Origin of the sequence: Allobosea sp. WAO (assembly GCF_001509835.1) — a bacterium.
GTDB lineage: Bacteria > Pseudomonadota > Alphaproteobacteria > Rhizobiales > Beijerinckiaceae > Allobosea.
Genome location: NZ_JXTJ01000011.1, coordinates 84,513 through 109,456, shown reverse-complemented (window position 1 = coordinate 109,456; position 24,944 = coordinate 84,513). Strand labels below are relative to the sequence as shown.

Sequence of the window (24,944 nt, the reverse complement as noted above, 5' to 3'; positions counted from 1 at the left end):
TGCGCGCGCTGCTCAGCTCAACCAGGTCTGAAGAAATCCGCGGGGCAGGCCGATGCCAAAGCCGCGCACGAAGGCGAAATGCAGAGAGAGCGACATGCCGACGGCGATCGTCGCCAGCAGCAACAACCGCCGCTCGCCCCAGAGACGCCCGATGCCGATGATCGATGCGACGACGGCGCCGTGGATGCCGAACACCGCCATGGCCGCCATCACGCCACCGATCGCCGCCGCCGTGGCGTAGACCATCGGATGCACCGCCTCGATCTCCGGCTGGCAACGGCTGCTGGCTGTCCAGGCCAGCCAGCACGCCAGCACGATGATGACGCCGAGCACGAGCTGCGGAAAAGCCGCCGGACTCATGCCCGTGGAAATCGCCGCCGGGACGTCGTCGAAGGCCAGTGTCAGGCCCCAGACCGCGAGGGACAGCGCGATGATGACAAGGGCGGTCGCAACATCCGGGCGGACACGGCCGGGCACGGCCCCGGCCGCAGCGGATGCCTCGTCGTCCCGTTCCGTCGTCGACGCCGCAAGCGAGGCCGCCGGCGACGGAAGCTGCCGGGCCATCATTTCTTGATCCCGATCGAGGTCAGGGCGGCGTCGCCGGTTTTCAGGAATTCATCGATCTCCGCCTGCCATTCGGCGCGGCCGACGACGCTGTCCCGGGATTGGCCGGAGCTTTTCAGATAATCCTGATAGATCTGGCCTTTCATGGCCTTGATCAGGCCCTCTTCCAGCACCTTGATCCGGTCCTCCGGCGTGCCCTTCAGAACGGCGAAGCCGCGCGTCGTCGAGTAGACCGCCGGGATGCCGATCTCAGCCGCCGTCGGGGTCTGCGGCAGCGAATCCATCTTGTTCTTGGAGAACGCGATCAGCGCCCTGACCTCATTCGCCTTGATCTGCGATTCAGCCTCGGCGTAGTTCAGCAGCGCGCCATCGAGATTGCCGCCGACGAGATTGACGACAATGTCGCCTCCGCCGCGGAAGGGCACCACGATCGGCTTCAGCAGCCCGGCCTTCTCGGCGAAGCCGACGACCGCGATGTGGTCGACGCTGCCGATCTGTGTGGTGCCGAACTTCAAGGACTTGGTCTTGGCAGCCGCGATGAAGTCCTGCGCCGTCTTGTAGGGGCTATTGGCCCCGACCATCAGGACTTGCGGATCTTCGGTGGCACGGGCGATGCCGACGAGATCGCCGACCTTCACTCCAGCGCCCTTGCCTTGCAGCAAGGTCAGCAGATGGGTCTGCGTGATCAGCATGATGGTGTGCCCATCCTTGGGACGGGAGACGGCATATCCAAGCGAGGCCGCCCCGCTGCCGCCGGTCTTGTTGGCGACCGCGAGCTCGGTCTTCAACGCGGCGGGTGCCTGAACCATCATCATCCGGGCGGTGATGTCGGTGCCACCGCCAACACCGGCGTGGGTGACGACCTCGATCGGCTTTGACGGAAACGCCTCCTGGGCCCTGACTGCTCCCGCGGCCAGGACAGCGAGGCCGAGGCCCAGCGCAAGGCACGTCTTCTGATGTGCTGGCATTGTCGTTCCCTCCTCCATTGTGGGCCGGCCCATTCGGGCTCGTTCCCTTCTTCAGCCTTCTTTGCGTTCCTCCGCTTCCTGGCGCGAGAGCAGCCAGCGGCGTTTGCCGCCATGGGCGTGATCTTCGGCGAGCCTGCGGGCACGATCGGCATCGCCGGCGGCCATGGCCTCGACGATTGCCCTGTGCTCGGCGTTGGATTCGCGCATGCGTGGCGCCGTGCTGAGCGCGCTCTGACGCAGGAGATGGGTCTCCTTGATCAGCGCTTCATAGGTTTGCCTGGCGCGACCATGGGCGGCGAAGTCCAGGACCACATCGTGAAATTCGAGGTTGAGGCGATAGTAGCTCGCGCCATCGTCCCGCTCGATGGCGTCGTCCATCTGCGCCACCAGCCCCGACAGTGCCGCGAGCTGCTGCGGCGTGATCAGGTTCGCCAGTCTCTGGCAAACGAAGCCGAAGACGACGGCGCGTAGATCGTAGATCTCGTTGGCCTCCTCGTCCGTAATCTGGCGGACGAACACGCCGAGATTGACGACCGAGTTGAGCAGCCCGGAGCGGACCAGACCGCGCGTCGCCTCGCGAATCGGCCCGCGGCTGACACCGAGGCGGGCAGCCAGCGCCTGCTCGTTGATGCGCTCGCCGGCCGCCAGCTCCCCGCTCAGGATCATGCGCTCGATCTCGTCCTGGACGATATCGGTCAGGGTCTGCGTGCGGCGCTGGGCGATGGCTGACATGACGTCGTTCATGGCCCGATCCTTGACCTGCAAAGAGCAACTGTCAACAGTTGACGAAACATTGTTGACAGTCTGCATTCTGCTCGGCAGGCTGCTGACAAGGAGAAGGCCATGCCTTTCGAACCCGCCTCGCAAGCCCTGTCCCGCTTCACCGTGCTCGATCTGACCCGCGTCAGATCCGGACCCACAGCCGTCCGCCAGCTCGCCGACTGGGGGGCGAACGTCATCAAGATCGAGACGCCGCCTGAGCTCGAGCCGGGCGAGGGGCCGGGCGGACCGCGCCATGGGCCCGACTTCCAGAACCTGCATCGCAACAAGCGCAGCCTGACGCTCAATCTCAAATCCGAGGAGGGCAAGGTGATCCTGCGCAGGCTCGTCGAGAAGGCCGATGTGATCGTCGAGAACTATCGCCCGGACGTGAAGCATCGGCTCGGCATCGCCTATGAGCAGTTGGCCGAGCTCAACCCGCGCCTCGTCTATGCCAGCATCTCGGGCTTCGGACAGGATGGGCCCTATGCGGCGCGGCCGGGCTTCGACCAGATCGCACAGGGCCTTGGCGGGCTGATGTCGATCACCGGCCTGCCCGGGCAGGGGCCGGTCCGCGTCGGCATTCCGGTGGCCGACCTGACGGCCGGGCTCTATTGTTCGCTCGGCATCATGGTGGCGCTGCTGGCGCGCGAGGAAACCGGCAAGGGCCAATGGGTCCAGACCTCATTGCTCCAGGCCCAGATCGCGATGCTCGATTTCCAGGCGGCGCGCTGGCTGATGGATGGCGAGGTCCCCAAGCAGGCCGGCAACAATCACCCGACCAGTATCCCCACCGGCGTTTTCCAGACTGCGGACGGCCATATCAACATCGCCGCGACCGGGCAGGCGATCTGGGAGCGCTTCTGCCGCTCGGTCGATCGCACCGACCTGATCACGCATCCGGACTATGCCACTTCGGCACTGCGCTCCCGCAACCGCGACGCGTTGGGGCAGGAGATCAACGCGATCCTCACTACGCAGAATTGCAGCTACTGGATCGCGCGTTTCAGCCAGTTCGGCGTGCCCTGCGGCTCGATCAACAGCATCGACGAGGTCTTCGCAGACCCGCAGGTGCAGCATCTGGGCATTGCGCAGAGCATCCATTCGCCGGCGCTCGCCCGCGAGATCACGCTCGTCGGCCAGCCGGTCCAGCTCAGCGGCACGCCGAGCTCCATCCGCGTGCCGCCGCCGGAACAAGGCGAGCAATCCGACGAGATCCTGCGCGAGATCGGCTTCTCGCCCGCGGATATCGCCGCCTTCCACGCCAATGGCACGATCTAACCGAAGCGACCGCAGTCAGGATTTCCCCAAAATGACCGACAAGATGATCGCCCGAAAGGCCGATGGTATCGGCTGGCTGATCTTCAACAATCCCGAGCGCCACAACGCCGTCTCACTGGAGATGTGGGAGGCAGCGATCAGAATCATCGCCGGTTTCCGGGCCGATCCGGACGTGCGGGTCGTGGTGGTGCGCGGCGCCGGCGAGAAATCCTTCGTCTCCGGCGCGGATATCTCGAAATTCGACGACGAGCGTGCGCAGGAAGAGGCGGTGAAGCGCTATGAGGTAGCAACCGAGGGCACCTACAGCGCGCTGCGGGCCATCGAAAAGCCGACCATCGCGATGATCCATGGCTACTGCATCGGCGGCGGCGCAAACCTCGCCGTCTGCTGCGATCTGCGCCTATGCAGCGAGACCGCGAAATTCGCTATTCCCGCCGCCAAGCTCGGCCTCGGCTACGGCTATGCCCGTATCCGGCGGCTGCTTGAGGTGGTGCACCCATCCTTCGCCAAGGAAATCTTCTTCACGGCCCGCCAGTTCGACGCCGAGGAAGCGCGGACCATGGGGCTCGCCAACCGTATCGTCCCGCAGACGGAGCTAGAGACCTACGTCACCGATTATGCGCGCACCATTGCCGGCAATGCACCGCTGACGGTGACCGCGATCAAGCAGATCGTGAACGAGGCGCTGAAGGATGAGGCGGACCGCAATCTCGCCTTCTGCGACAGGCTGGTGAAGGCCTGCTTCGACAGCGAGGACTATGCCGAAGGCCGCCGCGCCTTTGCCGAGAAGCGCAAGCCGAACTTCAAGGGCCGCTGAGCAAGGGAACGACGATGTCCGACGGCGCCCAGACGGAAGCCCTGCCGACCATCCTCTACGACGTCGCCGATGGCATCGCGACGGTCACCTTCAACCGCCCCGAAGCGCGCAACGCCTTCACCTTCGAGATGTATGACCGGCTCGTCGAGATCTGCGAGACGGTGAACGCCGACAGCTCGACCCGGGCGGTGGTCCTTACCGGCGCGGGGGGGCGGGCCTTCGCTGCGGGCACCGACATCGCGCAGTTCCGCGCGTTCAGCACCCCGGAGGACGCGCTCGGATACGAGGCGCGCATCGACCGCGTGCTCGGCGCGCTGGAGACTTGCCGGGCCCCGACCATCGCAGCTATCGCAGGCGCCTGCACCGGTGGCGGGGCGGCGATCGCCGGCTGCTGCGACCTGCGCATCGCGGCGAGCAACTCCAAATTCGGCTTCCCGATCGCGCGCACGCTCGGCAACTGCCTGTCGATGTCCAACTATGCCCGCTTCGCCGAACTGCTCGGAACCGCGCGGCTGAAGGAACTGATCTTCACGGCGCGCCTGTTCGAGGCGCAGGAGGCGCTGGCGATCGGACTCGTCAGCGAAGTGGTGGCGGAGCCGGCCGACCTCATGCCGCGCGCGCAGGAACTGGCGCGTCTCGTTGCCGGGCATGCGCCGCTGACCTTGCAAGCGACGAAGCAGGCCCTACGCCGTCTCAGGCCCGCGATCCCGCGCGACGAAGGCGATCGCCTAATCCTGATGTGCTACATGAGCGGCGACTTCAGGGAAGGGATGAACGCCTTCCTCGAGAAACGGGCGCCGTCATTTTCCGGATTGCGGCCTTAACGCGCCCGTCGAGGCGGCTCTCACCGGACGCAGCATTTCTGATCCAAGGCCTCGGCAGCACATCACCGCCGGCCACGATATCGGCGCGCTGCGCGCGCGGCCATCCTCTTCGGCCACGGAAGACCGGCGGGGTCGGTCGCCGATCTCGGCGCGCGGTTCGAGGCGCAGCTGGCCACGTTGGCCGCCCGGCGGCACCGTCGATCGCCTTGTGCTCTTACTCCACCTTGGCCTTCGCCGCTTTCAGCAGAGGCGTCCAACGCGCATACTCCGCCTTGATATGCGCCGCGTAGTCCTGCGGGCTGAGCGGCGTCGGCACGGCCGATTGCTGCGTGAGCTTGGCGCGCACCGCCGGGTCGGCCAGCGTTGCCAGGGCAGCCTGATGGATTTTTTCGATCAGGGCCGGAGGCGTTTTGGCCGGAGCGGCGAGGCCGAGCCAGTTGGCCACCGCGTAGCCGGGAACCGTTTCCGAGATCGCCGGGATGTGCGGTGCGAGCGGCGAGCGCTCGGCCGTGGCGACGCCGAGAATGCGCAGTTGCCCCCCCTCGCCGAGCGGCATCAGCACCGGGCCGGTTCCGATCGTCGCATCGATCCGGCCGGCCAGGAAGTCACCCATCATCGGCCCGCCGCCGCGATAGGGCACATGCACGACATTGATGCCCGTCAGCGACTGCAGCAGCAGCAGGGCGACATGGCTCGGCGAGCCGATGCCGGAGGATGAGAAGGTGATCGCGCCCGGCCTGGCACGGGCGTCGTCGACCAAATCCTTGACGGTCTTCCAGGGCCGATCGGCCGGCACGGCGAGCACATCGAGGATCGAGCAGAGCAACGCGATCGGCGCGAAGTCTTTCTGCGGATCGAAAGGCAGCTTGTCGTAGACCGTCGGGTTGATCGTCTCGGGCCCTGGCGTCGCCAGCATCAGCGTGTAGCCATCCGGCTCCGCCTGGGCGACGCTGGCGGCGGCGAGGTTTCCGCCGGCGCCGGCCCGATTCTCGACATAGACCGTCTGGCCGAGACGCTCACCCAGGCCTGGGCTGATCTGGCGTCCGACGATGTCGGATGCGCCACCGGCGGCGAAGCCGACGACGAGACGAATCGGCCTGGTCGGCCAGGCCTGCCCCTGGGCGAGGCTCGAGCTGCTCCAGCCGAGGCCGGCGGCACCTGTCAGGAAGGTTCTGCGGCGCATCGGATAACTCCCCCTTTTATGCTTCAGCCCGCAGCTCGCGCCGGGCGAGCGTCACCCAATAGGCCGAGCCGATCGTCACGAGCGCGTCGTTGAAGTCGTAATGCGGCGTGTGGACGTGATGGAGGGCCCCGTCGGGCGCGAAGCCATTGCCGATCAGCATGAATGCGCCGGGCCGTTCGCGCAGCATGAAGGCGAAGTCCTCGGCCGCCGTGATCTGCGGGAAATCGCGATCTATTGCGCCCTCTCCGAAGGCGGAAGCAGCGGCGTCGGCGGCGCGGTTGGTCTCGTCGCGGCTGTTGACCAAAGGCGGATAGTGCGAGTCGATCATGACCTCGGCCATGCAGTTGTGACCGCTCGCCGCCGAAGCCGCGAGTTCGTTCAGGCGCCGGATGACGACCTCGCGCACTTCGGGGCGGTAGGTCCGCATCGTCCCGGTGAGCAGCACCTGCGCGGGGATGTTGTTGGGTGCATCCGCCGCCCCCGCGCCGATATGCCCGACGCTGATCACGGCGGTCTCGTGGCCGGGGATGTTGCGCCCGATCACGCTCTGAAGCGTCAGCACGAACTGAGCCTGCGCCATCGTCGGGTCGGTGGCGCGATGGGGGCGCCCGCCATGGCCGCCAGTGCCCCTGAAGACGACCCGCCAGCTGTCCATAGCCGCGAGCATCGGCCCGCTGCGGATGCCGAACCGGCCGATTTCGAGCCCCGGCTCGTTGTGCAGGCCATAGACGGCGTCGCAGGGGAAGCGCCGGAAGAGGCCCTCCTCGACCATCACCTTGCCGCCCCCGCCACCTTCCTCAGCCGGCTGGAAGATGAAATGGACGGTGCCGGCGAAATCGGGGTTCATCGCGAGATGGCGCGCGGCGCCGAGCAGCATCGCCGTATGGCCATCATGGCCGCAGGCGTGCATCAAGCCGTCATGGACGGAGGCGTAAGGCAGGCCGGTCGCTTCGCGGATCGGCAACGCATCCATGTCGGCACGCAGGCCGATCGCGCCCGCGCCCGGCAGACGCCCGCGCAAGGCGCCGACGACGCCGGTACCGGCGAGCCCTTCGCTGACTGCGATGCCCCAGCCGCGCAGTTTCTCGGCAACCAGGGCGGCGGTCCTGAATTCCTTGAATGCGATTTCGGGATGCCGGTGCAGATCACGTCGGATCGCGATCATCTCGGCTTCCTGGCCGCGCAGTGTTTCGATCAGGCATTGGGTCACGGTGATCAGTCTCCTGGCGCGGAGGATCATTCCGTTCCAGGCGACGGTAAAATACATTCATCTGGCTGAAACATTCATAGAATGTATGTTCCGGCGATGAAGAACTTCACGCTCAAGCAGCTGCGCTACATCGTGACGGTCGCGGCCGGAGGCTCGATCGCCGAGGCGGCGGAGGCCCATGCGATCTCGGCCTCCTCGATTCGCGAGGCCATCGCCTTCGCCGAGGCCAAGCTTGCCGCCCCCCTGTTTCGCCGCACCCCCGCCCGCGGCGTCGCCTTGACCGCGGAAGGCCAGCATTTTGCTGCGCTCGCCGAGCAGTTCCTGGCAGCTCACGATGCCTTTGAGCACGCCGCCTTGCGCATTCCGCATGAATGGCAGACCGAGATGCGGATCGGCGTCGTCGCCACCGCCGCAGCGGCGATCATCCCGCCCCTGCTGCTCCATCTCGCCGCCCGCGCGCCGCAGGCCCGCTTCCGTCTCGAGGAGATGAGCTCCGAGGAGGTCGCGACGCGGGTGAGGTCGGGCGAACTGCTCGCCGGCCTCGCCTTCAACGACGCCATGACGGTCGACCTCTCCTTCGTCCCGATCATGCGCGCGCCGATCCATGCCGGCCTGCATCGCGGCCATAGGCTGGCGGGCGCCGCTTCGGTGACACTGGGGGAGTTGCGGGAGGAGCCGTACATCCTGCTCGATTTCCCCGGCGCCCGGGCCTATTACGCCGGCCTGTTCGAACAGCATGGCCTGAAGCCGGCGCTGCGCTATGTCGTGAGTTCAAGGGAGCTGGCCGCCGAGCTCGTCACCGCCGGCCTCGGCTATTCGCTGTTCAACATGCCGCCATCGCCGCGGATGCGTGCGTCCGAGGCAATGGCCCGCGTTCCGCTCGACACGAGCTACTGGTGCCCGAGCTTCGGCCTGTTCTATGCACGGCAATATCGGGCCATGCCGATGATCAGGGAACTGGTCGGCGCCGTACGCAATCTGCGTCGTGAGTTCGCAACGCGCCCCGTGCAGTGATCCGGGTCGACCGCCGGAGTGCATCCCATCCGATCCGCAGCGCCGATTTCTCCGCGACACGTGGCTTCATCGCCGCGAGTGCGCCTCTCCTCGCGAACCATCTGGGTCGGCCGGCTCTCCGTAGAGACCGCGGCTCCATGGCCGGCCCATGGAGCGGCGAACGACACGTCATCGAGCGCCCTGCCCCAACCGAACCGCCGTAGCAAGCGCGGCGCATTCGAACATAAGTGTTGACCGCAAGACATTTGTCCGAGAACTTGGGTCAGTGCGCCGGCAAATTAAGAGAACCGCGCCAGCGGCGAGCAAGAATAGCCGTGCTGAAATGCCTCTGGAGGAACAGAATGAAGATCGTAAACTTGGCGAAAGCCGCCATCGTCGGCTCGCTTGCCGCAGCCATTCTCTCGCCGCTCGGCGCCAGCGCCCAGGATGCTTGCCCCAATCGCGGGCAGCTCGACGACCAGTATTGCGACGCCAACAATGATCTCGTCGCCGACACGCCGACCGACGCCGCCAAGCAGAAGGACCCATCGACGCTGGTCTTCGCCTATACGCCGGTCGAGGATCCCGCGATCTATGCCAACCTGCTCAAGCCGTTCGTGACGCATCTCAACACCTGCATCGGCCGCAAGGTGGTGTATTTCTCGGTCCAGTCGAACACCTCGCAGATCGAGGCGATGCGCTCGGGCCGGCTTCACATCGCTGGTTTCTCGACCGGCCCGACCGCCTTTGCCGTCAACATGGCCGGTGCGGTGCCCTTCGCCGCTGGCGGCTCGGAAGCCGGGCCGCGCGGCTACAAGCTGATCGCGCTGGTCAAGGCGAACAGTCCCTACAAGACGATGGCAGATCTCAAGGGCAAGAAGGTCGCGCATACCTCGCCCTCCTCGAACTCCGGCAATCTCGCCCCGCGCGTGCTGTTCCCGCCGCTCGGCCTGACCCCGGACACCGACTACAAGCCGCTGATGTCGGGCGGGCACGACAAGTCTATCCTCGGGATCAACCATGGCGACTACGACATGGCGGCGATCGCGGACGACGTCTTCGAGCGGATGGTGGCGCGCGGCACGATCAAGCGCGACGATTTCCGCGTGCTCTACACCAGCGAGGTCTTCCCGACGAACGGCTATGTCCACGCCCACGACCTGAAGCCGGAACTGGCGGCGAAGATCCGCGAATGCTTCTTCAGCTACAAGTTCACCGATGAGGAGAAGAAGGAGTTCAACGGCGAGGATCGCTACGTCCCGATCACCTACAAGGAGAAATGGGGCGTGGTGCGCGAGGTAGCCGAGAAATCCGGCACGCCGTTCAACAAGCGCAGCTACGAGGCCGAGGCCAAGCGCGAGGCCGAGGCGCTGGAGCGCAAGAAGGCCCAGCAGCAGGCGCCGAAGAACTGACCACCGGCTCAGCCCTGAAATGAAGCAAGACGGCCCCGGCACACACCGGGGCCGTCTTCGCTTTCACGCCGATTTGCTGAAAGCACGCCGCCTTTACTTTGAGGGCAGATCGGCGAGATAGGCCCGCATCTCCCGCTCGGGTCCATGCCAGGCGGCGCCCTTGCCCTGCAGCTCCGGCTTGTCCTTCCAGCCGGGTTCGACCCCGGTCATGTCGGGGAGCAGATGCGCGATGCCCTTGTGGCAGTCGATGCAGGTCTTCTCGCCCGTGGTCAGGAAGCGGCTATGGATATCGGCCGCCCGGCGCGTCTGCTTGGTGAAGTCCATCGCCACCGAGGAATGGCAGTTGCGGCATTCCAGGGAGTCGTTGGCCTTGAGGCGCGACCATTCGTGCTTGGCGAGTTCGAGGCGCATGCCGAGGAACTTCTCGCGCGTCGAGATGGTGCCGAAGATCTTGCCCCAGACCTCCTTCGAGGCCTGCATCTTGCGGGCGATCTTGTCGGTCCAGTTATGCGGGACATGACAGTCCGGGCAGCTGGCGCGCACGCCCGAACGGTTGGAGAAGTGTACCGTCTGGGTCAGCTCCTGATAGACGTTGTCGCGCATCTCGTGACAGGAGATGCAAAACTTCTCGGTATTGGTGACCTCGAGCGCGGTGTTGAAGCCACCCCAGAACAGCACGCCGCAGATGAAGCCGCCGACCGTCAGGAAGCCGAGGCTGAGATAGGCGCTGGGCCGGCTGATGATGCGCCAGAACCAGAGAACCCGGTTCCAGCACCAGAGAAACAGAGCCTTGAGCTTTGCCATCATGCCGCCCCGTTACCGCTTGCGGCCAATGTCTTTGGCGTCCTGGAAGGTATTCTGGACCAAAGGCGGCACATCGGTCTGCTGGACATGGCAGGCGGTGCAGAAATAGCGCCGCGGCGTCACGTCGGAGAGAACCTGACCGTCGCGATCCTGGAAATGCGTGATGCTGATCATCGGGGCGCCAGAGCCCTCGGTGAATTCGCGCTTGTGGCAGTCCATGCAGCGATTGGTGTTCAGCGTCAGCTGGTAGCCATCGATCGAATGCGGGATCACCGGGGGCTGCTCGGGATAATTCCGCATGCGCTTGACGTCGTCGACGATCGGCCGGCCAAGCGCCGGGACCCTGTCGAGTTCCATGGGCTGGGCCGTACCGGTCAGCCGCGGGACGATCTTCACCGGCGCGCCCTCCTGCGAGAAGGCCGCCCCGAAGACCAGGACGATGCAGGCCGCCAGCGCGGCCCCGAGAACGGTCCGCGCGCGCATCAGGCGGTGACCGGAACGATCTTGACCGCGCATTTCTTGAAATCCGTCTGCTTGGAGATGGGATCTGTGGCGTCGAGCGTCGTCTTGTTGATCAGCTGGCTGGCGTCGAACCAGGGCACGAAGACGACGCCGGGCGGCATGCGGTTGCGCCCGCGGGTCTCGACACGGGTGCGCATCTCGCCGCGCCGCGAGATCAGCCTGATCTCGGCGCCCTGGTTGAGCCCGCGCTTGCGGGCGTCCTCGGGATGCATGAAGCAGCGCGCCCCCGGGAAGGCCTTGTAGAGCTCGGGCACGCGCATCGTCATCGAGCCGGAATGCCAGTGCTCGAGCACGCGGCCGGTGACCAGCCAGAGGTCGTATTCGCCATCCGGCGATTCCGCCGGCGGCTCGTAGGGCACCGCGATGATGCGGGCCTTGCCGTCCTTGTTGCCGTAGAACTCGACGCCCTTGCCCGGCTTCACATAGGGGTCGAGGCCCTCGCGATAGCGCCAGAGCGTCTCCTTGCCGTCGACCACCGGCCAGCGCAGGCCGCGGACCTCGTGATAGAGCTCGTACGGTCCGAGATCATGGCCATGGCCGCGGCCGAAGGTGGCGTATTCCTCGAACAGGCCCTTGTGGACGTAGAAGCCGAAATCCTTGGATTCCTGGTTCTCGTATTCGGGGCTGGTCTCCGAGAGCGGGAACTTGTCGACATTGCCGTTGCGGAACAGCACGTCGAACAGGGTCTTGCCGCGATAGTTCGGATTGGCGTCGAGGATCTCCGGCGGCCAGACCTCGTCGGTGGTGAAGCGCTTGGAGAACTCCATCAGCTGCCAGAGATCGGAGCGGGCCTGGCCGGGCGCATTGACGAGCTGGTGCCAGACATGGGTGCGCCGCTCGGCATTGCCGTAGGCGCCCTCCTTCTCGACCCACATCGCCGCCGGCAGGATCAGATCCGCCGCCATCGCGGTGACGGTCGGGTAGGCGTCGGAGACGACGATGAAGTTCTCGGGATTGCGATAGCCCGGATAGGTCTCGCCGGAGCTGTTGGGAGCCGCCTGGAGGTTGTTGTTGACCTGGATCCAGTAGAAATTGAGCTTACCGTCCTTGAGCATCCGGTCCTGCTCGACGGCGTGGTAGCCGGGCTTGTCCGGGATGATGCCGGGCGGGACGCGCCAGATCTCCTCTGTGTGCTTGCGATGCTCGGGGTTGGTCACCGTCATGTCCGCCGGCAGGCGGTGGGCGAAGGTGCCGACCTCGCGCGCCGTGCCGCAGGCCGAGGGCTGGCCGGTCAGCGAGAACGGGCTGTTGCCGGGCTCGGAGATCTTACCGGTGAGCAGGTGCAGGTTGTAGACGAGCTGGTTGGCCCAGACGCCGCGCACATGCTGGTTGAAGCCCATAGTCCAGAACGAGACGACCTTGCGCTTGGGGTCGGCATAGAGCTCGGCGAGCTGCTGCAGGAAACCGGGCTCGACCCCGGTCAGCGCCGAGACCTTCTCCAGCGTATAGTCCTTGACGAAGTCGGCATAGGCCTGGAAGTCGCTCGGCGTGGTCGCGCCGGGATCAGCCGCCTTCCTGGCCTTGACCTCGCGCGGATCATCCGGCCGCAGGCCATAGCCGATCTCGGTCGCGCCCTTGACGAAGGTGGTGTGCTTCTCGACGAACTCCTTGTTCACCCGTCCGGTCGAGATGATGTGGTTGGCGATGTAGTTCAGGATCGCGAGGTCCGTGCCCGGCTTGAAGACGATCGGAATGTCGGCGAGGTCGGAGCTGCGATGGGTGAAGGTCGAGAGCACCGCGACCTTGACATGCGGCTGGCCGAGCCGCCGGTCGGTCACCCTCGTCCAGAGGATCGGGTGCATCTCCGCCATGTTCGAGCCCCAGAGCACGAAGGCGTCGGCATGCTCGAAATCGTCATAGCAGCCCATCGGCTCGTCCATGCCGAAGGTGCGCATGAAGGCATAGGCGGCCGAGGCCATGCAGTGGCGTGCATTCGGATCGAGATTGTTCGAGCGGAAGCCGGCCCGCATCAGCTTGGTAGCGGCATAGCCCTCAAAGATCGTCCACTGGCCTGAGCCGAACATGCCGAGCGCCGTCGGCCCCTTGGCCTTCAGCGTCTCCTTGGCCTTGGTGGCCATGGTGTCGAAGGCTTCCTGCCAGGAGACCGGCGTGAACTCGCCGTCCTTGGCGTAGACGCCGTTCTTCTTGCGCAGCAGCGGCTGGGTCAGCCGGTCGCTGCCATACATGATCTTGGAGAGGAAATAGCCCTTGATGCAGTTGAGGCCGCGGTTGACGTCGGCCTTCATGTCGCCGTGGGTGGCGATGACCTTGCCTTCCTTGACGCCGACCATGACGCCGCAACCGGTGCCGCAGAAGCGACAGGGCGCCTTCGACCATTTGATCTGGAGGCTGTCGACGCCGCCGGTGACCGGCTGGGCCTCGGCGGGAACGCTCATATTGGCGGCCAGAGCGGCAACGCCGGCCGCCTGTGCCTTCAGCATCTCGCGACGGGACAGGGTCATGAGTTCACTCCGATGTCGTCGAGTTCTTCGATCTGTTCGAAAACCATGTTGGCGGACAGAACGCCGTCGAGAAGCGCGATCTCGGTAAGGCGCCCACCGATCTCGCCGGTGCTCGCGCCTTCCATGACGATCACGATCTTGCCGCCCTCGACCCGATGGACCTCGGTGTCGGGCATGGCTTCGATCCGGGCGACCACCTCGGCGCAGCGCTCCGGAAAGGCCGAGACCACGGCGCTCGAGATGTGGACGAGGCCGGCTTGTGTACGCTCAGGCATGGGCTGCCTCCACCAGCGGGGCCGCCATGACGATCGCGTCCGCAGGGCAGGTCGAGACGCAGGCGCCGCAGCTGTTGCAGCGATCAGCGTCGAGCGAAGGTAGCGCCGGCCCGCCGAGCCGGGGGCGGAAGCGGATCGCGCCCTCGGGACAGGCATCGCCACAGCTCTGGCAGACCACGCCGCGCACGGCGAAACAGGCCTCGCCGATCGAGACCACATGTGGGAAGGCCGGCAAGGCCCGGTCGAACACCGGCTCGGGGCAGGCCTCCGCGCATTTGCCGCAGAAGGTGCATTCATTGCGGCTGAAATCGATCTGGGGCCAGCGCCCCGGGCCCATACGGACGATCGCCTGCGGGCAGGCGTCGATGCAGGCGCCGCACCCGGTGCAGGCGGCTGCAAGTTTCTCGAAGCGGGTCCAGGGTGGCTGGACGGCGTCGCGCGGCGGCGCAAGACGCCCCGTCAGGAAGCCGCGTCTGCCGAGATCCGGGGTTTCGGTGGCCATGACCGGCGCCTCACGCCGGAGGGCCGGGCGGTCCGAAGACCAGTTGCGACATCCAGACGAGGAAGCCGTAGCCGCCGACGACGCCAACGGCGATGAGCGGCCAGATCACGACGGCAAGGATGATGAATGCCAGGATCTCATCGCGCCGGGTGCGGGTCTCACCAGTTCCAGCACTGACATTCTCGGACATCGCCGCAGCTCCCCGATCGCAGGCCATACGCCTCGCTAACTGGGCCTCAAACTGTATCTTTTCTAATGTGAGTATGTGACCGGGAGGCGACACTGTCCAGCCGTCCAGGCGCGAATTTCCCGCGGGGAAGCCCGTATCCGAGGCGGCCAACGGATGCAGAGTCAGTCAGACTCGCAAATATACCTTCAAAATACCGATTTTATGGCTTCGCACGCTTTGGGCGCGACTTTGCGTCGCGCCCTTGATCGTCCAACGAAAGCCGAGACGGCGATCGAGGAGGCTGAACTCCTCCGTCAGGGGCAGGCGAAGCTGCTGCGGCTGTCAGGAACGCAGCGCGATCCATTCGGCAGGTTCAGGGCACCCGAAGCGTCGCGGCGGACATAGGCTCCGTTGGGCAAGGTGAAGCCGCCGGCGGGGTCGACCTGCACGCGGGTGCCGTCAGGCAAGACATAACCGCCGGCACCGTCGCTGACGATGCGCTTGGCTTGCGGGGAGACCTGCGGAGCGACCTGCCGCGACTGCGAGACGCAGCCCGCAGCCAAAGCCGCGAGGGCCGCAACGGCGGTAAAACGGAAAGCGCGTGTCATCATCACCTCTCGCACGATCGTGGTTTCCAACCGGCTCGCGGACATCCGCCGTCCGGGCGCCCATCCGGGCACCGCAAGGACGGCCGCAAGCCTCCTAGCTCTACAGTCGGCGGGCCATCCCCGGGGTTTCCCGAATCGCCGGACCGCCCCTGCCGAAACGGCAATCTGCCGTCCCCGGCGCCATTCCGCAAACCTTCGCCGCTGCCGGCAAAGCCTGAACAGGGCGATCTCGGCCCGCAAAACGCCGGCCAGCATGGCGCCGACGCATGACTGGCGCTTGACAGGAGCGCCTACGATCGGGCCATTGCGACAAGCGTTGCGCTATCGTTAGCACAGCATCATGCGATAAATGCGAGGGGCGAGTTGGCTCAGATTCCGGCAGAGACCGTCTCCGACTTCCTGCGGGTCACGGGACTGGTCGATGACCCCACCCGCGCGCGCCTGATGCCGCTGACGGGCGGCGTCGCCTCCGACATCTGGAAAGTCGAGAGCGAGAACGGCCGGCGGGTCTTCGTCGTCAAGAAGGCGCTGGCGCAGTTGCGTGTCGCTCAGACCTGGCTGGCGCCGGTCTCGCGCAATGCCAGCGAGGTCGAGTGGCTGAAGGCGGCCGGCCGCATCCTGCCCGATGTCGTGCCCGATATTCTCGCGAGCGATGCCGAGGCCGGCATCTTCGCGATGAGCTATCTCGATCCTGCCGACCATCCTGTCTGGAAGCAGGAGCTGCGGGCCGGCCGCGCCGATCCGGCCTTCGCGGCCAGGCTCGGGGCGGTGATCGCGGCCATCCATGCCGGCACGCATGGCTCGGCCGAGATCGCCCGGCGCTTCGCCAATGACGACACCTTCCACTCGATTCGCATCGAGCCCTATCTGGAGGCGACGGCGCGCGTCCATTCCGACCTCGCAGCCCCCCTGATGGCACTGGCCGGCGAGACCCTCGCCGCCAAGGTCGCGCTCGTCCATGGCGACATCAGCCCGAAGAACATCCTGGTCGGCCCAAAGGGCCCGGTGATCCTCGACGCCGAGTGCGCCTGGTATGGTGAGCCGGCTTTCGATCTCGCCTTCTGCCTCAACCATCTCCTGCTGAAGTGCCTGTGGACGCCCTCCGCGAGCGCCGGCTTTCTCGCCTGCTTCGACGCTCTGGCGGAGAACTATCTCGCGGGTGTCGACTGGGAACCGCGCGCGGCAATCGAGGCGCGGGTTGCACGGCTGCTGCCGGCGCTGTTCCTGGCGCGGGTCGATGGCAAGTCGCCGGCCGAATACATCACCGCGGAAGCCGACAAGGACCGTATCCGGCGTGTCGCCCGCCCGCTGATCGTAAAGCCGGTGGCGCGTCTTGCGGCCATCCGCCAGCTCTGGACCGAGGAGATTTCCCGATGACCGATACGAGGATTGCTGCCGTCCGCGGCCGCCGGGTCTGGGATTCCAGGGGACGGCCGACCGTCGAAGCCGATGTCGTGCTTGAAAGCGGCGTTCGCGGCCGCGCCATCGCACCGGCCGGCGCCTCGACCGGCAGCGGCGAGGCGCTCGACCGGCGCGATGGCGGCGCAGCCTTTGGCGGGCTCGACGTCACCGGTGCGGTCGCCGCGGTCAATGGCGAGATCGCGGCGGCGCTCGCCGGACGAGACGCCGGCGATCAGGCTGCCATCGACTCCGCCTTGATCGCGCTCGACGGCTCGGAGAATCTCGGCCGGCTCGGCGGCAATGCCGTGGTCGCGACCTCGATGGCCGTGCTGCATGCCGCGGCAAATGCGAGCGGGCAACCGCTCTGGCGCCATTTGTCGAGTGGCAGGCCGGTGCGCATCCCAGTACCGGAGATCCAGATTTTTGGCGGCGGCGCGCATGCGGCGCGGCGCGTCGACGTGCAGGACTTCATGGTGATGTGCCCGGCGGCGAATTCCTTCGCCCAGGCATTGGACTGGACGGCCGAGGTCTACCGCTCTGCCGGCGCGCTGATGAAGCAGGCCGGCAAGCTCCAGGGCGTCGCCGACGAGGGCGGCTTCTGGCCAGCCTTCGCCTCCAATGAGGAAGCGCTGGACACGCTGATGCGCGCCATCGAGAGTGCCGGCTTCAAGCCCGGCGAGGAGGTAGCGATCTCGCTCGACATCGCCGCCTCCGAATTCGGCCGCAACGGCGCCTACAAGCTGGCGCTGGAGCAACGCGAGCTCGATTCCGCCGGGATGATCGCGCTGCTCGGCCGCTGGCTAGAGAGCTACCCGATCATCTCGATCGAGGACCCGCTGGCCGAGGATGATGCCGAGGGCTTCAAGGCCTTCACCGCGCTCTACGGCGAGCGCTGCCAGATCATCGGCGATGATTTCCTCGTCACCAATGCGGGCCGTGTCGAGGCGGCGGCGGCGAGCAAGGCGCTGAACGCCGTACTGATCAAGCCGAACCAGTCCGGCACGGTCAGCGGCACCCGCGCCGCACTCGAGGCCGGCAAGGCCGCCGGCTTCGGTACCATCGTCTCGGCCCGCTCCGGCGAGACCGAGGACGTCACCATCGCCCATCTTGCGGTCGGCTGGGATGCCGGCCAGTTCAAGGTCGGCTCCTTCACCCGCTCCGAGCGCATGGCGAAATGGAACGAGATGCTGCGCATTGAGGAAGAGCTCGGCAGCGAGGCGCGCTTCGCCGGCTGGCACGCCCTGCCCTTCGCCCACGGCCCGAGCTGAGCCGATGAAGGCGCTGTTCCATTTCTCGCCCGGCGCAGCCCTGCAAGCGCGGCTCGCTGAGGTCGCCTCGCCGCGGATCGCCGTCGTCGACCAGCGCGACGAGGCTGGGTTCGCCCGCGAGATTGCCGATTGCGAGGTGCTGCTGCACGTGCTGACGCCGGTGAGCGCAGCGATGATCGCGATGGCGCCGAAACTGCGGCTGATCCAGAAGATCGGCGTCGGCGTCAACACGATCGACCGCGCCGCCGCGGCAGATGCCGGGGTTGCCGTCGCCAACATGCCGGGAACCAATACGGCGGCGGTCGCCGAGCACACGCTGGCGCTGATGCTCGCGACCTTGCGCCGGGTCGCGGCCTTCGACGCGGCGACACGCGCCGGACGCGGCTGGCAGATCGGCGTCGAGAACGCGATCGGCCTCGGCGAGATCGGCGGCAGCCGGATCGGCTTCGTCGGCTATGGCGGCGTGCCGCAGCGGCTGACGCCGGCCTTACAGGCGCTCGGCGCGGAGGTCTGCTTCTGGAACCGCAGCCTGAGGCCGGATGCAGCGGCGACTTCCCTGCCGTTCGACGAAGTGCTGGCGACGAGCGACATCCTCTCGCTGCATCTGCCGCTGACCGCCGAGACCAGGGGGATGTTCGATTGCGCGCGCCTCGCGCAATTGAAGAAGGGCGCAATCCTGATCAATACCGCCCGCGGCGAGCTAATCGACGAGAACGCCCTCGCCGAGGCCCTGCGGAGCGGCCATCTCGCCGGCGCCGGGCTCGACGTGTTCGAGCGCGAGCCGATGACGGAGCCCGGCCCTCTCGCCGCCTGCCCGACCCTGGTCGCGACGCCGCATATCGCCTGGCTGACGCCGCAGACCTTCGAACGCAGCCTCGCCGTGGCGCTGGAGAATTGCCGCCGCCTCGCGGCCGGCGAACCCCTGCTGCACCAGATCGCGCCCGAAGCTGCGGCCTAAGCCGATGCCAACGCGCGGGCCGGGCATGGTGACGGCGCGGCAGGTGGCGGAAAGCCTCGGCGTCGCCGTCTCCACGGTCGGCCGGGCCCTCGCCGATGATCCGCGCATCAGCCAGCGCATGAAGCTCATGGTGCGCGAGGCGGCGCAGCGGCTGGGCTATGTCGAGAACCTGCCGGCCCAGATGATGCGCGGCGGATCGAGCCGGCTGATCGGGCTGATGCTGCCCGACATCCGCAACAGCTTCTACGCCACCATCGCGGACGCCCTGTCGGCCTGCTGCGATGCCGCCGGCTACCAGCTCGTGGTCTCGCTCGCCGACAATCCCGAGGCGGAAAGCCGCCATGTCCGGCAGCTGGCGAGCGCCCGGGCGGCGGGCATCGTCATCGTTCCCACCCCCGACCCGCAACCTGAGACCTGCGCGATGCTGGCGCGCATCCCGCATGTCCAGCTGCTACGCCGCGTGCCCCAGCTCTCGCCAGCCTGGTTCGGCATAGACGACATGGAGTGCCTGCGCGCCGGCACCGGCCATCTCATCGCCCGCGGCCATCGCCGCATCGCCTATATCGGCGGAACCGGCGACTATTCCACCGGCGCCGACCGCCTCGCCGGCTTCCGCCGCGCCTTCGCGGAAGCCGGGCTCGACCCGGCACTTGCGACCGAGCATCTCGGACCGCCGGCCGATCCGCGCTTCGGGGCCACGGCCACCGCCGCCCTATTCGCGGACGCCGAGCCGCCGAGTGCTATCATCACCGGCGCCGTGCAGCTGACCGGAGCGGTGCTGCAGGCAATTGCCGGCCGCCCGCATTCCGACGGGCGCGAGCCTGCGATCGTCGGCTTCGGCGACGAGCCTTCCTTCTCCTGGTGGCGGGGCGAGCTGACCGCGATCGCCATGCCGATCCAGGAACTGGCGCAGGCCTGCGGCGGCTGGCTGATCGAGCGCCTAGATACCGGCGCGCCCATCGAGGCCCATTCCAGCATGGCCAGCGCGCAGCTCGTCGAATACCGGAGCGACGTCTGATCAGCCCCGCCTCGGCTGCTCAGCGCGGCATTTTCATCAGCGCAGCATCTTGGGCAGCCAGAGCGTCAGCTCGGGGAAGAGCGTGATGATCACGAGGGTGCCCACAAGCGGGATGTAGAAAGGGAGCAGCTCCTTGAGCACGGCGCGCATCGAGACCTTGGCGATGTCCGAGATCAGGAAGAGCGCCAGCCCCATGGGCGGGGTCAGCAGGCCGAGCATCAGGTTGAAGATCGCAACGATGCCGAGATGGACGGGATCGACGCCTGCCATGTGCAGCGGGCCGGCGATGATCGGGATCACCAGCAAAGTCGCCGTCGTCGAGTCAAGGAACATGCCGACGACGAGCAGCAGCAGGTTGACGATCAGGAGCAGCATCAGCGGGTCGCGGCTGAGCGAGAGCAGTTCTCGCGCCACGGTCTGCGGGATCTGCTCAATCGCCATGATCCAGCCGAACAGGGCGGCGGCGGAGACGATGATCAGGATCGCCGAGGTGCTTTTCAGCGTCTCATAGGCCGAGACAAGAAGATGGTGCCAGGTCAGCGTCCGGTAGATCACCGCGCTGATGAAGATGACGTAGACCACGGTGATAGAGGCCGCCTCGGTCGGCGTGAACCAGCCGACCAGCATGCCGGAGATCAGCAGCACCGGCGTCAGCAGCGCCGGCAAAGCCGGCAGGAAGCTGTCCCAGAGCTCACGCCAGGTCGGCCAGCGTTCGGCGCGTGGGTATTTGCGGATCCAGGCCAGGATGGCGACGGTGATCATCAGCATGGCGACGCAGATCAACGCCGGGACAATGCCGGCGATCAGCAATTGCACGATCGAGACATTGGTGACCGAGCCGTAGATGATCAGCGGGATGCTCGGCGGGAAGATCGGCCCGACGATCGCCGAGGCGCAGGTCAGCGCCCCCGCGAACTCACGCTTGAAGCCATGGCTGGTCATCGCCTTGACCTCGATGCGGCCGAGCCCGCCGATATCGGCCAGCGCCGCCCCGCTCATCCCGGAGAAGACGAGGCTGGCGAAGATATTGACCTGCGCGAGCCCGCCATGGATGCGCGCCACGAGCGTCGAGGAGAAGCGGTAGATCCGCTCGGTGATGCCCGCCTGGTTCATCAGGTTGCCGACGAAAATGAAGATCGGCACCGCGACCAGCGGGAAGGAATCGAGCGCATAGACCATGCGCTGGCCGACGAGCTCGAGCGGGAAGCCGTTCCAGAGCACGTAGGCGATCGCCGGCAGCATCACGGCGAGCACGACGGGCCAGCCGAACAGGAAAAACAGCGTGAAGGAGCCGAGGAGAAGGAGCGTCATCGTGCCGTCGCGTTCCTGCGTGGCGGGAGGGGTGAGCCGGCCGGCCTGGCCTCAGGTGATATGCGGCTCGGGCTCGTCGCTGATCTCGTCGGAGAAGCGCACATAGGGCGGGTGACCCTTCAGCGCCTTCCAGAGCTGGACGGCGGATTCGACCGCCGCGAGGACGAAGCCGAACAGGGCCGCGGAGAAGAAGATCCAGTAGGGGATGCCGAGCGTCGGCGTCGCATTGTCGAGATTGGCCAGCGTCGCGACCATCACCGCCATGCCGGCGATGCCGAAGCCGAGCACGGCCGTCAGCGAAATCGCCGCTGCGAAGAGGGAGCGTGTCCGCTCCGACAGCATGATCAGCACCTCCTCCATGCGGATATTGGTGCCGGAGGCGACGACATAGGGCAGCGCCGTGAAGACGACGCCGATCAGCATGAAGCGGGTCAGTTCCTCCGAGCCGATGAAGGGCGCCTGGAATATCTGCCGCAGCACCACCTGCAGCGCCGGCAGTGTCAGCATCAGCACCAGCATTGCGACGGCGGCGTAGCGGAAGGCATTGCGGAGCGGCCGCAGGAGGCGGTCGATCGCGAGGGGCGCGCCGACGTCCTGCGGCTGGACATGCTGATCGGTCATGGAACTCGCCGGCTGGAGCGGAGGAGCCGGGCGGCAGACCGCCCGGCAGCTTGGCGAAGCGTCACTTCACCGCGGCGATGCGCTCGATATAGGGCTTCCAGCTCGGGAAGTCCTTGTTGACCTCGGCGATCACCCGCTCGCGGAACTCGACGAGCTTGAGCCCGTCCTGCTCGGTGACGAAGGTCATGCCTTTCTTCTTGAGCTCGCCGATCAGGTCCTGCTCGGCCTTGTTGGCCTGCTGCAACGTGTCCTGTGCCAGCACCTCGAAGACCTCGTAGACCGCCTTGCGATCGTCGGCGCCCATGCCCTGCCAGACGCGCTCGTTGATGAAGACGGGCAGCACGTTCTGCATGTGCCCGGTCAGCATCACATGGGTCTGCACCTCGTAGAGCTTGTTGGCGTTGATCATGGTCAGCGGGTTTTCCTGGCCGACGACCATGCCGGTCATCAGCGCGGTCGGCAGCTCGGCGACCTCGACCGGGGTCGGGATCGCGCCGAAACCCTTGATCATCGTGGTCCAGAGCTGCAGCGGCACGCCGCGGAAGGGCTTGCCCTGCAGGTCGGCCGGCGAGCGCACGGCCATCTTCGCGGTCATCTGGCGCGCGCCGCGGAAGAGCCGCCCGACAATGCGCATGCCGCCATCCTTGGCGAGCTTGTCGTTGAACTCGATCAGGACTTCCGACTTCTGCGGATCGGTCGCCGCCAGGGCATGGGCGCCATCGCGGTAGATGAAGGGCGCGTTGAAGACGGCGATGTCCTTGGAGAGACGGGCGAGCGAGGCGAATTCGTGATGGCCCATCGAGATCGCGCCGGACCGTACGCCGTCGATCAGTTCCTGCACGCCGCCGAGCTGCGAATTCGGGAAGACCTGGACCTGGACGCGGTCGACGGTCGCCTTGGGGATGCGCTTGCCGGCCTCGTCGCCATACCAGTACTGGATATCGCCTTCCGAGCCGACATGGGCGTAGCGCAGTTTCACCTGCTGCGCCGACGCGCCACGGAGGCCTACGAATTGGGCACTTGCGAGCGCACCCGCGCCCACTAAGAGTTCGCGCCGACGCAGCATGACAACTCCTCCCGTTCTCGCTTGGCTTGTGCCGTTATGATTGCAGCGAAACCCGGCCGTCGCGCCGGCAGAGATGTCCGTTACTGGCCACCGCGATCGGCGCGCGAGCGGGCGCATGGCCCGGTGCGGCGCGGAATGGCGGCGTGCAACGGCGGATCTGCTGCGGCATGGCGGCCCGGACGCTTCTCTCCCCTTCGCCGCTTTGCGCGGTCCTTGTTGAGCACTGGTATTTTGCATACAAGTTTGACGAAGCGTCAAGCAGGAGCGGCGATCAAGACCCGCTCCGCCGGGGGAGCGCGCAGATGAGCGTCACGGTCACGGAAGGCGCCGAGGGGGTAGAGACGGCGCCGCGCCGCAAGGGCCGGCTTCATGTCGCGACCGTCGAGGCCTTGCGCCAGATGATCGTCAGCGGCGCGCTCAAGCCCGGGCAGAAGCTGCGCGAACAGGAACTCTGCGACCGACTCGGCGTCTCCCGCACCCCGCTGCGCGAGGCCCTGCGGACGCTGGCGGCGCAGGGCCTGGTCACGCTCTCGCAGAACCGCGGGGCCGAGGTCGCGGCCTTGAGCCTCGACGACATCACCGCGCTGTTCGATGTCGTCTCGACGCTGGAGGCTCTAGCGGCTCGCCTCGCCTGCAAGGCGGTCTCCGACGAGGAGATCGAGGAGATCGCTGCGCTGCACGAGCAGATGCGGGGGCACCATGCGCGCGGCGAATTGCCCGAGTACTTCGCGCTGAACCAGCGGATCCACCGGGCGATGATCGAGGCGGCCCGCAATCCCGTGCTTCTCGACGTCTGGGAGCGAATGGCGCCGCGGGTCGAGCGCGCCAAATACCTGCCCAATCTCCACGGCCAGCGCTGGCACGAAGCGATGCGCGAGCATGAGGCGATGGTCGCCGCGCTGCAGGAGCGCGATGGCGAGAGCCTCGCCGCGCTGATGCGCCAGCATTTCGCCAATGGGCTTGCCGTCGTGCAGTCGGCGGGAACGGATCGCGGACCCGCCGACTGAAGGCTCGACTTAGGCGGCGGGAGGCGCGACCTCCGGCAACACCTTGACCACGGCGATGGCGTCGAGCTCGCTGTGGCCCTGGCCGACCAGCATGCGGTAGAGCGTCGTCGCCTGCGCCACCATCGGCATGGCCAGATGGTGCTCGCGGCCGGCCTCGGTCAGCATTTCCAGGTCCTTCAGCACCTGGCGGGCATAGCCGCGCGGCGCGAAATCCTGCGCGATCATGCGCGGCAGCATGGCCTGCAGCACCGCCGAATTGCCGAGCCCGGGTGCCAGGGCGGCAGGGATGCGGCTGGCATCGACGCCATAGGCTTCGGCGAGGCGCAGGCCTTCGGCGACGATGCAATAATTGGTCAGGCAGAGCGCCTGGTTGACCAGCTTGGTCGCCTGGCCGGCGCCGACATCGCCCATATGGGTGAAGAGCCCGAAGAGCTCGACGAGCGGCCGCGCCGCCTCGACCGCCTCCTTGGTCCCGCCTGCCATGATGGCGAGCGTGCCAGCCTCCGCCGCCGGCGGCCCGCCCGAGACCGGCGCGTCGATGAAGCCGATGCCCTTGGCCGCCAGCGCGGCGGCGAGCTTCTTGGTCACGGCGATCTCGGTGGTCGAGAAATCGATGACGACGGCCCCCCCCGGGGCCGCGCCGAGCACGCCGTTGTTCCCGGCGATCACCGTATCGACCGCCTTGGTGGTGGTGACGGCAATGCAGATCTGCCGCACCCCGCGCGCGACTTCGGCCGGCGAGCCGACGATTTCGACACCGAGGGCCTGCGCCTCGCTCCGGCGATTGGGATCGATGTCATAGCCGACGACTTTGCGACCGCTCGCGACAAGGCGCTTGCAGAAGCCCGCCCCCATCAATCCCAGCCCGATGAAACCGACCGCTTCGCTCATCCCGATGTCTCCGATCCCCCGCGGCTTCCGCCGCCTCTTGCTGTTGTTCT

At 66.7% G+C, this 24,944-nt stretch carries 26 protein-coding genes; 10 read left to right on the top strand and 16 right to left on the bottom strand.

The window, feature by feature from the left end:
• Positions 1 to 12 precede the first annotated feature (12 nt).
• The 3 genes from DK26_RS21350 to DK26_RS21340 are packed head-to-tail and all read right to left on the bottom strand — an operon-like array spanning position 13 to position 2,276.
• Positions 13 to 567 carry a tripartite tricarboxylate transporter TctB family protein gene (locus DK26_RS21350; protein ID WP_066476733.1) on the bottom strand — a complete coding sequence of 185 codons (555 nt, stop codon included), beginning with the start codon at positions 565 to 567 and terminating at the stop codon, positions 13 to 15.
• On the bottom strand, positions 564 to 1,532 hold the full coding sequence (locus tag DK26_RS21345; protein WP_066476731.1) for a tripartite tricarboxylate transporter substrate binding protein: 969 nt from the start codon (positions 1,530 to 1,532) through the stop codon (positions 564 to 566). The genes DK26_RS21350 and DK26_RS21345 overlap by 4 nt, the downstream gene beginning before the upstream one ends.
• A gap of 51 nt (positions 1,533 to 1,583) precedes the next feature.
• A complete protein-coding gene (locus tag DK26_RS21340; RefSeq protein ID WP_248310064.1) occupies positions 1,584 to 2,276 on the bottom strand; it encodes an FCD domain-containing protein in 693 nt (230 codons plus the stop codon).
• Positions 2,277 to 2,375: 99 nt separating this feature from the next.
• Here DK26_RS21340 and DK26_RS21335 point away from each other — a divergent pair, with 99 nt between their 5' ends.
• Genes DK26_RS21335 through DK26_RS21325 form a run of 3 tightly spaced genes read left to right on the top strand, consistent with a single transcriptional unit; the run spans position 2,376 to position 5,213 of the window.
• Positions 2,376 to 3,572 carry a CoA transferase gene (locus DK26_RS21335; RefSeq protein ID WP_066476729.1) on the top strand — a complete coding sequence of 399 codons (1,197 nt, stop codon included), beginning with the start codon at positions 2,376 to 2,378 and terminating at the stop codon, positions 3,570 to 3,572.
• A gap of 31 nt (positions 3,573 to 3,603) precedes the next feature.
• Positions 3,604 to 4,389: an enoyl-CoA hydratase gene (locus DK26_RS21330; protein ID WP_066476728.1), complete on the top strand. Its 786-nt coding sequence runs from the start codon at positions 3,604 to 3,606 to the stop codon at positions 4,387 to 4,389.
• Between the two features lie 14 nt (positions 4,390 to 4,403).
• Complete coding sequence (locus DK26_RS21325; protein WP_066476725.1) at positions 4,404 to 5,213, top strand: enoyl-CoA hydratase; 810 nt, start codon at positions 4,404 to 4,406, stop codon at positions 5,211 to 5,213.
• 214 nt (positions 5,214 to 5,427) lie between these two features.
• On the opposite strand, the gene DK26_RS21320 is transcribed toward DK26_RS21325, so the two are convergent.
• Positions 5,428 to 6,396 (bottom strand): tripartite tricarboxylate transporter substrate binding protein, encoded by a 969-nt coding sequence (locus tag DK26_RS21320; RefSeq protein WP_066476722.1) that lies wholly within the window; start codon positions 6,394 to 6,396, stop codon positions 5,428 to 5,430.
• Positions 6,397 to 6,412: 16 nt separating this feature from the next.
• Positions 6,413 to 7,606 carry a M20 aminoacylase family protein gene (locus DK26_RS21315; protein WP_248310063.1) on the bottom strand — a complete coding sequence of 398 codons (1,194 nt, stop codon included), beginning with the start codon at positions 7,604 to 7,606 and terminating at the stop codon, positions 6,413 to 6,415.
• A gap of 96 nt (positions 7,607 to 7,702) precedes the next feature.
• On the opposite strand from DK26_RS21315, the gene DK26_RS21310 reads away from it, so the two are divergent.
• Together DK26_RS21310 and phnD are read left to right on the top strand one after the other, a co-directional pair.
• Positions 7,703 to 8,620, top strand: coding sequence for a LysR substrate-binding domain-containing protein (locus tag DK26_RS21310; protein ID WP_210179287.1), 918 nt, complete (start codon positions 7,703 to 7,705; stop codon positions 8,618 to 8,620).
• Between the two features lie 341 nt (positions 8,621 to 8,961).
• The gene (gene phnD, locus DK26_RS21305) at positions 8,962 to 10,011 is read left to right on the top strand and encodes a phosphate/phosphite/phosphonate ABC transporter substrate-binding protein (RefSeq protein WP_066476708.1); all 1,050 of its coding nucleotides are present in this window, start codon (positions 8,962 to 8,964) and stop codon (positions 10,009 to 10,011) included.
• 93 nt (positions 10,012 to 10,104) lie between these two features.
• On the opposite strand, the gene DK26_RS21300 is transcribed toward phnD, so the two are convergent.
• The 7 genes from DK26_RS21300 to DK26_RS21270 all read right to left on the bottom strand — a co-directional run bounded on the left by DK26_RS21300 (position 10,105) and on the right by DK26_RS21270 (position 15,356).
• Complete coding sequence (locus DK26_RS21300) at positions 10,105 to 10,815, bottom strand: cytochrome c3 family protein (RefSeq protein WP_066476889.1); 711 nt, start codon at positions 10,813 to 10,815, stop codon at positions 10,105 to 10,107.
• A gap of 12 nt (positions 10,816 to 10,827) precedes the next feature.
• On the bottom strand, positions 10,828 to 11,331 hold the full coding sequence (locus DK26_RS21295; protein ID WP_083533429.1) for a nitrate reductase cytochrome c-type subunit: 504 nt from the start codon (positions 11,329 to 11,331) through the stop codon (positions 10,828 to 10,830).
• Positions 11,298 to 13,799 carry a periplasmic nitrate reductase subunit alpha gene (napA, locus tag DK26_RS21290; RefSeq protein ID WP_066476707.1) on the bottom strand — a complete coding sequence of 834 codons (2,502 nt, stop codon included), beginning with the start codon at positions 13,797 to 13,799 and terminating at the stop codon, positions 11,298 to 11,300. The genes DK26_RS21295 and napA overlap by 34 nt, the downstream gene beginning before the upstream one ends.
• Positions 13,796 to 14,074 (bottom strand): chaperone NapD, encoded by a 279-nt coding sequence (locus DK26_RS21285; RefSeq protein WP_066476706.1) that lies wholly within the window; start codon positions 14,072 to 14,074, stop codon positions 13,796 to 13,798. Before DK26_RS21285 ends, napA begins: the two co-directional genes overlap by 4 nt.
• On the bottom strand, positions 14,067 to 14,576 hold the full coding sequence (gene napF, locus DK26_RS21280) for a ferredoxin-type protein NapF (protein WP_066476705.1): 510 nt from the start codon (positions 14,574 to 14,576) through the stop codon (positions 14,067 to 14,069). The genes DK26_RS21285 and napF overlap by 8 nt, the downstream gene beginning before the upstream one ends.
• A 10-nt stretch (positions 14,577 to 14,586) precedes the next feature.
• Positions 14,587 to 14,766: a periplasmic nitrate reductase, NapE protein gene (napE, locus tag DK26_RS21275; protein ID WP_066476704.1), complete on the bottom strand. Its 180-nt coding sequence runs from the start codon at positions 14,764 to 14,766 to the stop codon at positions 14,587 to 14,589.
• 293 nt (positions 14,767 to 15,059) lie between these two features.
• Positions 15,060 to 15,356, bottom strand: coding sequence for a hypothetical protein (locus DK26_RS21270; protein WP_066476703.1), 297 nt, complete (start codon positions 15,354 to 15,356; stop codon positions 15,060 to 15,062).
• Between the two features lie 360 nt (positions 15,357 to 15,716).
• On the opposite strand from DK26_RS21270, the gene DK26_RS21265 reads away from it, so the two are divergent.
• The 4 genes from DK26_RS21265 to DK26_RS21250 are packed head-to-tail and all read left to right on the top strand — an operon-like array spanning position 15,717 to position 19,998.
• On the top strand, positions 15,717 to 16,730 hold the full coding sequence (locus DK26_RS21265; protein WP_066476701.1) for a phosphotransferase: 1,014 nt from the start codon (positions 15,717 to 15,719) through the stop codon (positions 16,728 to 16,730).
• Complete coding sequence (gene eno, locus DK26_RS21260) at positions 16,727 to 18,022, top strand: phosphopyruvate hydratase (protein ID WP_066476698.1); 1,296 nt, start codon at positions 16,727 to 16,729, stop codon at positions 18,020 to 18,022. Before DK26_RS21265 ends, eno begins: the two co-directional genes overlap by 4 nt.
• Positions 18,023 to 18,026: 4 nt before the next feature.
• A complete protein-coding gene (locus DK26_RS21255; RefSeq protein WP_066476695.1) occupies positions 18,027 to 18,980 on the top strand; it encodes an NAD(P)-dependent oxidoreductase in 954 nt (317 codons plus the stop codon).
• A gap of 4 nt (positions 18,981 to 18,984) precedes the next feature.
• The gene (locus DK26_RS21250; protein ID WP_083533428.1) at positions 18,985 to 19,998 is read left to right on the top strand and encodes a LacI family DNA-binding transcriptional regulator; all 1,014 of its coding nucleotides are present in this window, start codon (positions 18,985 to 18,987) and stop codon (positions 19,996 to 19,998) included.
• Positions 19,999 to 20,034: 36 nt separating this feature from the next.
• On the opposite strand, the gene DK26_RS21245 is transcribed toward DK26_RS21250, so the two are convergent.
• From DK26_RS21245 to DK26_RS21235, 3 genes are all read right to left on the bottom strand, one after another.
• Positions 20,035 to 21,309 (bottom strand): TRAP transporter large permease, encoded by a 1,275-nt coding sequence (locus tag DK26_RS21245; RefSeq protein WP_066476690.1) that lies wholly within the window; start codon positions 21,307 to 21,309, stop codon positions 20,035 to 20,037.
• 51 nt (positions 21,310 to 21,360) lie between these two features.
• A complete protein-coding gene (locus DK26_RS21240; protein WP_066476687.1) occupies positions 21,361 to 21,930 on the bottom strand; it encodes a TRAP transporter small permease in 570 nt (189 codons plus the stop codon).
• Between the two features lie 61 nt (positions 21,931 to 21,991).
• Positions 21,992 to 22,909, bottom strand: coding sequence for a TRAP transporter substrate-binding protein (locus tag DK26_RS21235; RefSeq protein ID WP_248310062.1), 918 nt, complete (start codon positions 22,907 to 22,909; stop codon positions 21,992 to 21,994).
• A 389-nt stretch (positions 22,910 to 23,298) separates the two neighbouring features.
• Here DK26_RS21235 and DK26_RS21230 point away from each other — a divergent pair, with 389 nt between their 5' ends.
• Positions 23,299 to 24,003 carry a GntR family transcriptional regulator gene (locus DK26_RS21230; protein WP_066476681.1) on the top strand — a complete coding sequence of 235 codons (705 nt, stop codon included), beginning with the start codon at positions 23,299 to 23,301 and terminating at the stop codon, positions 24,001 to 24,003.
• Positions 24,004 to 24,012: 9 nt separating this feature from the next.
• Here DK26_RS21230 and DK26_RS21225 read toward each other — a convergent pair whose 3' ends face one another.
• Positions 24,013 to 24,894 carry an NAD(P)-dependent oxidoreductase gene (locus DK26_RS21225; protein WP_066476676.1) on the bottom strand — a complete coding sequence of 294 codons (882 nt, stop codon included), beginning with the start codon at positions 24,892 to 24,894 and terminating at the stop codon, positions 24,013 to 24,015.
• Between the last annotated feature and the right edge of the window lie 50 nt (positions 24,895 to 24,944).

Excerpts from the sequence above, each read along its gene's own strand:
- DK26_RS21255 (WP_066476695.1), top strand. The coding sequence starts at position 18,027 with ATGAAGGCGCTGTTCCATTTCTCGCCCGGCGCAGCCCTGCAAGCGCGG.
- DK26_RS21285 (WP_066476706.1), bottom strand. The coding sequence starts at position 14,074 with ATGCCTGAGCGTACACAAGCCGGCCTCGTCCACATCTCGAGCGCCGTG.
- DK26_RS21230 (WP_066476681.1), top strand. The coding sequence starts at position 23,299 with ATGAGCGTCACGGTCACGGAAGGCGCCGAGGGGGTAGAGACGGCGCCG.
- DK26_RS21240 (WP_066476687.1), bottom strand. The coding sequence starts at position 21,930 with ATGACCGATCAGCATGTCCAGCCGCAGGACGTCGGCGCGCCCCTCGCG.
- napF (WP_066476705.1), bottom strand. The coding sequence starts at position 14,576 with ATGGCCACCGAAACCCCGGATCTCGGCAGACGCGGCTTCCTGACGGGG.
- DK26_RS21295 (WP_083533429.1), bottom strand. The coding sequence starts at position 11,331 with ATGCGCGGTCAAGATCGTTCCGGTCACCGCCTGATGCGCGCGCGGACC.
- DK26_RS21345 (WP_066476731.1), bottom strand. The coding sequence starts at position 1,532 with ATGCCAGCACATCAGAAGACGTGCCTTGCGCTGGGCCTCGGCCTCGCT.
- DK26_RS21310 (WP_210179287.1), top strand. The coding sequence starts at position 7,703 with ATGAAGAACTTCACGCTCAAGCAGCTGCGCTACATCGTGACGGTCGCG.
- DK26_RS21250 (WP_083533428.1), top strand. The coding sequence starts at position 18,985 with ATGCCAACGCGCGGGCCGGGCATGGTGACGGCGCGGCAGGTGGCGGAA.
- DK26_RS21350 (WP_066476733.1), bottom strand. The coding sequence starts at position 567 with ATGATGGCCCGGCAGCTTCCGTCGCCGGCGGCCTCGCTTGCGGCGTCG.
- DK26_RS21340 (WP_248310064.1), bottom strand. The coding sequence starts at position 2,276 with ATGAACGACGTCATGTCAGCCATCGCCCAGCGCCGCACGCAGACCCTG.
- DK26_RS21270 (WP_066476703.1), bottom strand. The coding sequence starts at position 15,356 with ATGATGACACGCGCTTTCCGTTTTACCGCCGTTGCGGCCCTCGCGGCT.
- DK26_RS21330 (WP_066476728.1), top strand. The coding sequence starts at position 3,604 with ATGACCGACAAGATGATCGCCCGAAAGGCCGATGGTATCGGCTGGCTG.
- eno (WP_066476698.1), top strand. The coding sequence starts at position 16,727 with ATGACCGATACGAGGATTGCTGCCGTCCGCGGCCGCCGGGTCTGGGAT.
- DK26_RS21325 (WP_066476725.1), top strand. The coding sequence starts at position 4,404 with ATGTCCGACGGCGCCCAGACGGAAGCCCTGCCGACCATCCTCTACGAC.
- DK26_RS21245 (WP_066476690.1), bottom strand. The coding sequence starts at position 21,309 with ATGACGCTCCTTCTCCTCGGCTCCTTCACGCTGTTTTTCCTGTTCGGC.
- DK26_RS21320 (WP_066476722.1), bottom strand. The coding sequence starts at position 6,396 with ATGCGCCGCAGAACCTTCCTGACAGGTGCCGCCGGCCTCGGCTGGAGC.
- napA (WP_066476707.1), bottom strand. The coding sequence starts at position 13,799 with ATGACCCTGTCCCGTCGCGAGATGCTGAAGGCACAGGCGGCCGGCGTT.
- phnD (WP_066476708.1), top strand. The coding sequence starts at position 8,962 with ATGAAGATCGTAAACTTGGCGAAAGCCGCCATCGTCGGCTCGCTTGCC.
- DK26_RS21225 (WP_066476676.1), bottom strand. The coding sequence starts at position 24,894 with ATGAGCGAAGCGGTCGGTTTCATCGGGCTGGGATTGATGGGGGCGGGC.
- DK26_RS21300 (WP_066476889.1), bottom strand. The coding sequence starts at position 10,815 with ATGGCAAAGCTCAAGGCTCTGTTTCTCTGGTGCTGGAACCGGGTTCTC.
- DK26_RS21335 (WP_066476729.1), top strand. The coding sequence starts at position 2,376 with ATGCCTTTCGAACCCGCCTCGCAAGCCCTGTCCCGCTTCACCGTGCTC.
- napE (WP_066476704.1), bottom strand. The coding sequence starts at position 14,766 with ATGTCCGAGAATGTCAGTGCTGGAACTGGTGAGACCCGCACCCGGCGC.